The 9,381-nt window shown below is 31.7% G+C and carries 6 protein-coding genes and 1 pseudogene; 3 read left to right on the top strand and 4 right to left on the bottom strand.

What is annotated here, in order from left to right; translation table 11 throughout:
- Positions 1-47 precede the first annotated feature (47 nt).
- A pseudogene (locus PBF_RS27225) lies at positions 48-239 on the top strand (JAB domain-containing protein); the annotation flags it as partial.
- Between the two features lie 253 nt (positions 240-492).
- Here PBF_RS27225 and PBF_RS19940 read toward each other — a convergent pair.
- The 3 genes from PBF_RS19940 to PBF_RS19930 all read right to left on the bottom strand — a co-directional run bounded on the left by PBF_RS19940 (position 493) and on the right by PBF_RS19930 (position 5,374).
- Entirely contained in the window at positions 493-1,140 is a 648-nt protein-coding gene (locus PBF_RS19940) for a hypothetical protein (protein WP_035332221.1), read from the bottom strand.
- Positions 1,141-1,152: 12 nt separating this feature from the next.
- Positions 1,153-1,968, bottom strand: a complete 816-nt coding sequence (locus tag PBF_RS19935; RefSeq protein WP_035332219.1) for a toll/interleukin-1 receptor domain-containing protein — start codon at positions 1,966-1,968, stop codon at positions 1,153-1,155.
- A gap of 262 nt (positions 1,969-2,230) precedes the next feature.
- Positions 2,231-5,374 (bottom strand): metallophosphoesterase, encoded by a 3,144-nt coding sequence (locus PBF_RS19930; protein WP_035332217.1) that lies wholly within the window; start codon positions 5,372-5,374, stop codon positions 2,231-2,233.
- A gap of 206 nt (positions 5,375-5,580) precedes the next feature.
- On the opposite strand from PBF_RS19930, the gene PBF_RS19925 reads away from it, so the two are divergent.
- Together PBF_RS19925 and PBF_RS25565 are read left to right on the top strand one after the other, a co-directional pair.
- Positions 5,581-7,731 carry an AAA domain-containing protein gene (locus PBF_RS19925; protein ID WP_051488959.1) on the top strand — a complete coding sequence of 717 codons (2,151 nt, stop codon included), beginning with the start codon at positions 5,581-5,583 and terminating at the stop codon, positions 7,729-7,731.
- A gap of 24 nt (positions 7,732-7,755) precedes the next feature.
- Positions 7,756-8,583 carry an AAA domain-containing protein gene (locus PBF_RS25565; RefSeq protein ID WP_051488958.1) on the top strand — a complete coding sequence of 276 codons (828 nt, stop codon included), beginning with the start codon at positions 7,756-7,758 and terminating at the stop codon, positions 8,581-8,583.
- 113 nt (positions 8,584-8,696) lie between these two features.
- On the opposite strand, the gene PBF_RS19920 is transcribed toward PBF_RS25565, so the two are convergent.
- The gene (locus PBF_RS19920; protein WP_035332215.1) at positions 8,697-8,903 is read right to left on the bottom strand and encodes a hypothetical protein; all 207 of its coding nucleotides are present in this window, start codon (positions 8,901-8,903) and stop codon (positions 8,697-8,699) included.
- Between the last annotated feature and the right edge of the window lie 478 nt (positions 8,904-9,381).

Genomic DNA, 9,381 nt, shown 5'->3' with positions numbered 1-9,381 from the left:
GAGTTACCGAATATGTCTGAACAAAACATGTCCTTTTCCACCCTTCCAACGACATAAAACCATCAAAAGAAGACTTCAATATAACAGAATCCTTGCTAAAAGCAGGATTAGTCCTTGAAGTTCCATTATTGGATCACTTAATTGTTAACTCCAAAGGGGATTTTTTCAGCTTCAAACAAGAGGGCTATATGTTAGAAGATCGTGTCATCCAGAGAAAGGTCTTCTTGAAAACAAAATAGTTTGGTGCTGGCATAGATAAGAAAATCCGCCCAACCAAATAAGACCCATGGATCGCCAGTAGAATCTTTCCGATCAACTGAGCGAAATGCTCAAACAGACGTTTTACCAGAAATGCTTTAACAAAGAAGAAGCAGCGCCAATACGTTGCTTCTGTACTATTGGTATCTGATAGCGAAAGAACCTTATCAGCATAAATATTTCCTGCGTTTTTGACAAAGCTAAAAATTTTTTAATGTGGGTAATTTATAGATTTTATCTAGCGATATTATCCGGATAACTTTTTTCAACAATACTTACCCATTCTGCTACTTGATTCAACATCTCTTGAACTTGTTCTTTTGTTAGTCCTTCATCTTCAGCTCTAATCCAAATATCTTCCATAATCCTTGGAAGATTTTGAGGATAGGAAACACTATCATGCCTTAATATATAACTTAATACAGGTTCTGCATTTTTTCCACCCTGTCCTTTATGAGATAAATGAGAAATAAACCACCCATCCTTATTACGTGTGATCTGATACAGATCGTAATGACCCCATCTTCTAGTATATACTCTAAATTCAAACTTTTGATTTAAAGTAATATCTTCGGGGTCATCATTTGCATGTGGGTCTTTCAAATATTTCAACAAGTCCTCTACCGTATGAACATGGTAATAGAAATTAGGATCTTCCGGTTGCATACCGCTGTTTTCAATCATATATTTGTGATGTTTAGGTTTAGGATTTAATTGCATATGCAGCTTATGACATAGATCTCCCATTTCATTTATTATTTCTTCCATGCGTTCCGAGGGAATATCGGATGATTTTCCTTTAAAATATTCCATAGCCTCATTATATAAATCTTGTATGTGATCTCGCATTTTTTCTTGCTCAGTATTTAAATATACCTTCATTTTAATTACCTCCTACCATGCATCAAAATATGTACGTAGTTCAACATCTCGACTTACTGAACGGTATAAATTGTAATTACTATCCCCATAATCTAACTCAATATGAAAAATTCTATTTTCATTTTTATAAAGTAACAAATCTAAGTTCTTTTGTTCTACTATTAAAGTGTGTTGTTGATCGTCCTTAAAATTAAAAATGATAGAGTCTATCTTAATTCTTTCTTGGGTGGGATTAATTACTCTTAAAGCGACTTCTAACTTACCATTCCTGTTTCTACAGCTTTCTATTTTAGAAGTTGCATTCTCAATTTTAACTTTTTCATCATAGGCAATATGATTTACATTTTGAATAGTAAGTTTAACTAATTCAGCTAATTGCATTGTTGGCAAACCCGTTGTATTAAACTCCCTTTTAATGCTTTCAATAAAGTCACAAAGCCTATTTTCATCGTTTATTTTAAATGCCATTTGATTTGGATTAACAGCACCTTTTAATTCTTTATACTCAAAGTTAGGAGCCAAAATTGTTGTGTAACTTTTATTCAATATCCAACAAGCTCCCATTTCATTTAAGCAAGCTGCACTTTCATAGTAGTTTTTAGATAATATAAATATAACCCGTCCGTTCCTATTGAGATTTTGAGCTAAATACTCATAAATATCTTCATCATTTGGTATATGGTATCCATGTAATGAGCTACATATTATATTTGGAATGCTTAAGGGGGTTAATAAATTCACTAGTTCTTTCACATATTCACGATCTTTACTAGCATGGCTAATAAAAATTGTATCCGGGACACTTTTTTGTTCCTCTATTTCAGACATACCTACCTCTCCTTTAACCATTTTTCCTCATTAATTATTATCCATTAACTTCTAGTTTCCTACAACACTCTTGTTCTGCAATCAGGTTCGAAACAAAGCAATAGCGCCTTTCCTAATATGGAAACAGCGCCATTTTACTGAGTATCGGTATATGATTTTCTTGTTGGACTAAAGTACCCTATACAGCACAGGATTTTTAATGAACCTTTTTTATAACAGTCGCTACTTTATTTTAAACTTTACATCTTTTATATAAACATCGTTACTTAATCTGTTTTTTAAATTTTTTGTCCCCTTTTGTTGATGCAATAAGTACACGAGGATTATATTCTATCTGAACAGATGTACATATTTGTTGTCTTTCTTTATAGTCTGTTTCAAACATATAAAGATATTTACCTACCATATTCCTTAACAAGTCTTTTGCTATCTTATTATCTTTTAGCTGTTTATAAAAAGATGCTACTTCTTCAAAAGGGAATTTCTCATAATGCTCTAATTTAATTGCGGTGTTAATCAGCCTCGAGGACGTATAAGGAATAGCTTCATCAACTACATGTTTAAAAATTTCATCTAAATTACTGGTTCCAAGGAACAATGAAACTCTTTCCATTGTAGAATAGGTTATTGCTGTAGCCATAGTATATAGAATCCTTTTAGCATTCTTTTCTATTTTTTCATCATCATTCTCTAAACCATTGTCTTTGATTATAGCAGTAATATAGCGGATTAGTGAATCTTGATCCTCCTTTAATGTATGTATGATCATGTTATTAAGCCTTAAAGCTACACTAAATGCCTCATAACACAATTCCATTTTTTCCGAGGCTTTTTTTGAACCGTAGTAATTCTTAAGAATTTGGCCAATTATTTCGATCATCTTAAAAGCTTTATTAATTTCATTTGCAATTTCTATCCCTGTTTCCCCTATTACATCTTCATCAGATAAATCTTCATTTCTGTTGCTCTCTTCTTTTAAGGCTCTATTCATTTCATCTTTTCTTTGGTTTTCCAGCCTTCTGTTTGTAGTAACATCAATATTCCCAACAACCATTCTAGGTATATGATCCATTAAGTTATTTATTGCTCCAATATCATCTTCAAGTTTGAGTAATGGTGTATCATCAAAGATTCCTTTAGCCGATTCAATTACTTTTTTTATAATAAAACGGTCTTTTGATAAGTGAGTCAGAAACATTATAATATGGGCATTGTCTGATTGATATAAATTAGAGCACATTCTAGAAACAATGGTTTTACAATCTTCTTCCTGAATATCCTTAGCTAGAAACTGCGCAACAAAATAGTAATACAGATAAGGATAAGAGAATTTGTACCCTTCATTATAAGAAGTAAATATTTTCGATTTCAAAAATTTCATTTTAAATTCATCAAAACTAAATTGTTGAGGAGTTAAAGCATATTCCTTTCTATAGTATTCATGGAATAGCCTCCAATTATTTTCATCCAATGTAGAGATATTTTCAGTGAAAAACTTATAAGCCAATTCGGTCAAATAATTATACATTTTATCAGTTTCTTCATTAGAAAGCTGTATCTTACCTAGTGACTGTTTAATTAGCACTTCGTAATAATATCCATTTGTACTTCTTTCAAAGTTATGTGGTGTCCCACTTTCCAAGGTTTGAAGTATTATTAATATATATAAAGGGAAAGTGGGAACATAATTTTGGCCTATTATCGAATTAATGGCCTTTTCATATCTATCTTTTACCCTTATGAACTCTTCTGTTTCTAAAGTTTCCTCTTGCCCCAAAGTAACCCACTTACCAATAAGTTCCTCTCTTTTTTCAAAACCTAATTCTTGAATTTCAAACTCTCTTATAATATATGAGTCTGATTTATAGTCTTCAGAAATTAAAAGAACTATTTCCCTTATTCGCGACCCTTTTTCAGCTAGGAAGATGATATTATCAAACCATTTTGCAGCTTCAGCTAAAAACTTTGATTTATATTTATCATTTAGAGAAGTGTTTTGCCAATTATCTATAATTAATATTCTCTCAGACTTGTCTAGTTGGACATAATAATCTGTTCTATCAGCGCCATAATTTTTTGATGCTCCATCTTCTACTATCCTATTTATTGCATTTAACCTACCCGGAGTAATATTAGATCCATCTATTAACAATGGGAACTTTTCTTTCTGATTGTAAAAATAATTAAATATGACTTTTCCTAATGACGTTTTGCCTGATTCTCTATCACCAGAAAATACAAAATGACACTGTGGAGTAATCCCAGATAGAATTCCCTCCAAATCATGATATTCTACTAGTTCATCTTGTCTCTTTTGAAATAAAATTTCTTTTACATTTGGGTAAATATACAAGTCATTTAATTCTAAATTTGTCTTTCTAGGATGAGCTAAAGGTATACTAAGATCCTTAATGTAAATCGAAAATTCATGATCCAATTCAAGTACATTACTTTGTGAGTTTTTCACTGTACCAACTGCAGGGATTTCCTGCCATCCTGTCTCCTTAGTAGCTGAATAATGATCAGTTCCCCATGTATATTCAATTATATTTTGTTTACTCTCATTTAAGTTAAAATGTATTATATTAAATGAACTAGAATTCGGGTCAGCTAGCTCTTGTAAAACACCACCCTCAATATATTGAATTCTCCTACTATCCCAATTCGTTAAAACTCCAAGAGTGCTTTGATGTTCATGACCAGTTAAAATAATATCTGATGTTTCTTCTAATAACTCTCTAAATTCTCTTCTATTATTCGGCTCGAGCCAATGATCAGGATGGTGTACCAAAGTTATATTGATATCGCCAATATGATCCAACATAGTTTCTTTATAAGTAGTAACAGGAAAATACATTTGTCCCGGATTCTCATGAAGTGTGGATATCCACGAGGAATTAAATAAATTAAATATTATTTCTTTCTCTCCCACATTCATTTTTACCTTCTCCAATAAAGGCCCCTTAAACATTGTTTCACAATATTTCCATGATGAGTGAAATAACTCTTGGAAATCTTCAAAATTTTTCTGCACCTTTATTGTCTCAATTGTATGGGCATTTAAATCCGTATGGCCCATATTCTTCATAAGCAACTCTCTTGTACCGTTTATTTCTTTATTACTAAAATCACAGTCATGGTTTCCAGGTATAAAAATAAAGTCACAATCTAGATTTACTTCTTTTTTTATCTCATTCTTAATATTATCAAATAATGGTATGGCATAACTGAAATATTCATCTTCATTTCCGCTTTGGGCTATATCACCAGATACACAACACACTACTCTACTAGAATGGCGAACTTCTGCTTTTAAGGCCTTCCATAAAGCATGGGATTTTGAAAGTAAAGGATTATTAAAGTTGTTTAAATGTATGTCGGTAAGGTGGATCAATGTAAGAAGCATCCGTGACTCCCCTTTCATATTTTACCAATTCTATTATACCTTACCAGTTTTTAATTTTTAATAAAATTAAAAATTTTATCTATATTATCCATTCAACTTAGATCCTTAAAAATATAAGGGGTTAACAATTCCATTTGTAATTTTTTGTTATAATATTAATAATTGGAAGTTCTTAATTATTTTAAAGTAGATTTTAGGAGAAAAATATGAATCAAGTGGGAAGAATTTTAGAAGCCTTGTGGCATAGTGAAACTTTAGTCCCCGGAGAATTACCAAAGATAAATGTTTCCCTCAGTAGTGAATATACGGGAGCAAAAATCAAAAAAATACAAAAAATATACAATGGCCAAACTAACATACCTAACGAATGGAGAAATATTCAATTTAAAAAGGAAGAAATGAAACGCAAAGTAGGGGTTTATGGAAGTTGTTATTTAGAACATGAATTAATAAAATTTCAAAGGGATATGCATAAGGTTAAAGATGAAATTCATAATAAATCAATGAAGATTTGCTACGGTTTTTATGTTGAGTTTGATGAAAATAACCAATATATTAAGGATTCGCTATTTATTCCACAGGTAAATCTATACATAAAACTAGCTAAAGACAATAAAAATTCTCTTGTTGATAATTTCTTTGAAAAATATGAAGATGCTAAGGATTATTTAAATGTGCAAGCCAAGAGTATAAATGGTGGAGAACTATCTGACATTTGGTTAGCACAATTTATTGATGAATTTAAACGAAATTTTTCAATACCACCTAATAGTAAGATAAATGACCATTACCTTGAATTATTAGTAGTAACAAACGAAACTGAGAGTACTCAGAAATTTAATAGTTTTTATTCGGAAGATATATTAACGGCTAAAAACGATTTAAACAATACTCTTCGCTACTATTTATCAAAGCCAGCAAGAAAAATAGATATTAATGAAAATAGAATATTTATTGAAAAGTCCCTAAATCCTTTAAATACTCCGATGGGCAGATGGCCATCACCTATTAATCATCGATTATCATTAATGCAGCAAGTAGCAGTGAATGAATTCTTTCTTACATCAAATCCGATTAGCTCTGTTAATGGTCCGCCTGGAACTGGCAAGACAACATTATTAAAAGATATATTCGCAGAAATTGTTATAAAAAAAGCCTTAGCAATGATACCTTTCCGTCGGGATCCTTCTGCAGCATTAATTAGGACTGAATATACTGTAGAAATAAAAAATCCATTTAGTAAAGAAAATGAGATTGTAAAAAGATTTGTATATGACCTTGATCCAACAATTTCACAATATGCTGCTGTTGTTGCATCAAGTAATAATACGGCTGTTGAAAATATCTCTAAAGATTTACCTAAGACAAAGGAAATAGCTGAAGAATTCAAAGAAGAGCTTAAACCATTAAAGTACGCAAGTGCAATTAGTAAAAAAATTGCCGGGGAAGATTCCTGGGGTATGTTTTCTATACCTCTCGGAAAAGGAGAGAATATTAAAAACGCAGCCTCATTACTAGCAGGTGAGGATTTTAGTGTTATTAAGAATTTAATAAATGATAAGAGAAGCCCCCAAAAGAAAAAAGATGATTGGATAAATGCATGTGATGAATTTGAATCATTGTATAAAGAAGTGAGGAAAATACGTCAAAGCCTTGCTGACTCTGTTGAATATCAGGATGGCCTGATTGAAAACGAAACGGAAGATTTTCTTGTTTCAAATGATTTGTTTTGGGAGAATACACTGGGACAATATGAACACCGCCAGCAAAAAGTGCTTTACCAAACAAATACACTAAACAAAATGCGTTCAGTTCTGTTCTTAAAGGCATTAACAGTTTTACGCCACTTCCTATCTATGAATTTCGCAAAACTAATGGCTGCTTTATCTTTACTAGAAAATAGAAATGATGTGAATATTAATAATGAATCTGGAATAGCAGCTATAAAAGCGATGTGGCACACAGTACATTGTTTTTGCCCAGTAGTAAGTACAACATTTGCAAGTTTCTCCTCTATGTATAGAGGAATGCCTAAAGACTTTATTTCTTATTTATTTATTGATGAAGCCGGGCAAGCGACTCCTCAGCAAGCTGTTGGTGCCTTGTGGCGCTCAAAAAAGGTGCTAGTTGTCGGCGATCCACTGCAGATTGAACCAGTACAAACTATACATCCATCAGTTCTGGAGGATATACGTAAGATTTATCAAATTGACGAAGAGGTATTTAACGTTAAAAGCTCAGTGCAATCCATCGCTGATCGTGCAAACCAACTTGGTACGTATGTTACTCAAGGAAAATGGATTGGTATACCATTATGGGTCCATAGGCGCTGTATTGAACCAATGTTTTCGATTTGAAACAAGTTAGCTTATGACGGTAAAATGGTGCTTGCAAAAAAAGAAATTGGTGAAGGTAAATGGCTATCTTGCCAAGGAATCGTAAAAGTTGATCAGTATGTCCCTGAGCAAACAGATGAACTAATAAAACACATAAAAGGTCATATGGCAAATGTTTTAAGAAAACAATTATTAGATTCTATTCAAATGAAACTGGATGATGGACAAAGCATAAAAACATTATTACAAATCATCACGAATAACGAAGAAATCAACGATAATTGGTCAACAAATAAAAAACAGTGCTTAAAATTAATTGAAAAATACTATAAGTTAAAAAATAAAAGATCCACGCTTGAACTGTTAGAAGAGATACAACAATTTGAAAATGGAAAGTTTTTTAATCCAAGCATCTATGTTATTACACCTTTTTCAACTGTCAAAAATGAATTGAAAAAAGGAATAAAAACTGGATTATTTAAAAAAATGTATAATTGGTTGAATACATCTATTATTGTGCAGGGTAATGATGAAAATGCCTTTAAACTAGAAAATACCTATAAAGAAGCAGCAAAGGACTTTAAGAAGTGGTATAATTCTTGGATAGATGAAAACATTGGAACAGTACACACATTCCAAGGGAAAGAAGCTAATATAGTATACTTTGTAACAGGTACAGACGCATCAAAAATTGGCGCCGCAGAGTGGGCATGTAAAGAGCCAAATTTATTAAATGTTGCGGCAACACGTGCAAAAGAAGAGTTTTATATTATTGGTGACAAAGAACTACTACAGCGCTTCCCGAATTACAATACTATTATAAATATAATGAATGAATGTAAATACCAAAATGAATTACTAATCCATACCTAATGTAAAAGCATCAAAAATAATTAAAAATGTAACTGTACGTTATAATCCATATCAAATTTATGAGTCAGTAAAGGTGAGCAGAATAATAATTTGTTCACCTTTTTGTATTCCTACTATACAGTTAAGCCCTCTAAATATGAGGTTAATAATTCTTTATAGCCTTTATATATACAAAATGTATCCAAATAATTTAATTCTATATCAATTTGCTGAGGCTTATATAAGGATAATAATCCATCATTCCCTTCATTTTCTAATATCCAAAAGGTATCCAGGCTATTTTGCGGGATCTTTAACTTCTTAACAGCAATAATATGCATCGCGATATCTTTGCCTCCTTTTCACAAGCACGCTGAAAATCTAAGATGATTGAATCCTGCTTGGTGTAGTTCTTCTTGTATTCCATTTATGTATTCTGCTAACTTACTCATCTTGTATTTTATAACACCAACATCGAGTGCACCTTTCATCCATATAATAATAATCCCAGTTTCTTCATTATTAATATAATCCAACTGAAAGGCTAGAAGTCTGCTAATAGTCTTCCATCTTTTATTCGCAGCATATGCAGCAATTGAAACGTAAAAATCTTGAACCCATCAAAGAAAAAGAAGTAATCCCTGCATCGTCACAATGTGATAGGATTACCTCTATAAGAAAACCTGCTGTACTAATGTTAGCTGCCGCCAGATTAAGGATCTTGTTAATATCCAAGATATCATTTTTATTATATAGATTTTTTTTAATTTCATTCATGAGATTATCGCATTTCGCTATGAAGTTCCAAACATAAATAGC

This window comes from Cytobacillus firmus DS1 (assembly GCF_000565285.1).
GTDB classification, from domain to species: Bacteria; Bacillota; Bacilli; order Bacillales; family Cytobacillaceae; genus Cytobacillus; species Cytobacillus firmus_A.
The sequence above is the reverse complement of the archived record's forward strand: the minus strand, read 5'-3'. Positions and strand labels throughout refer to the sequence as shown.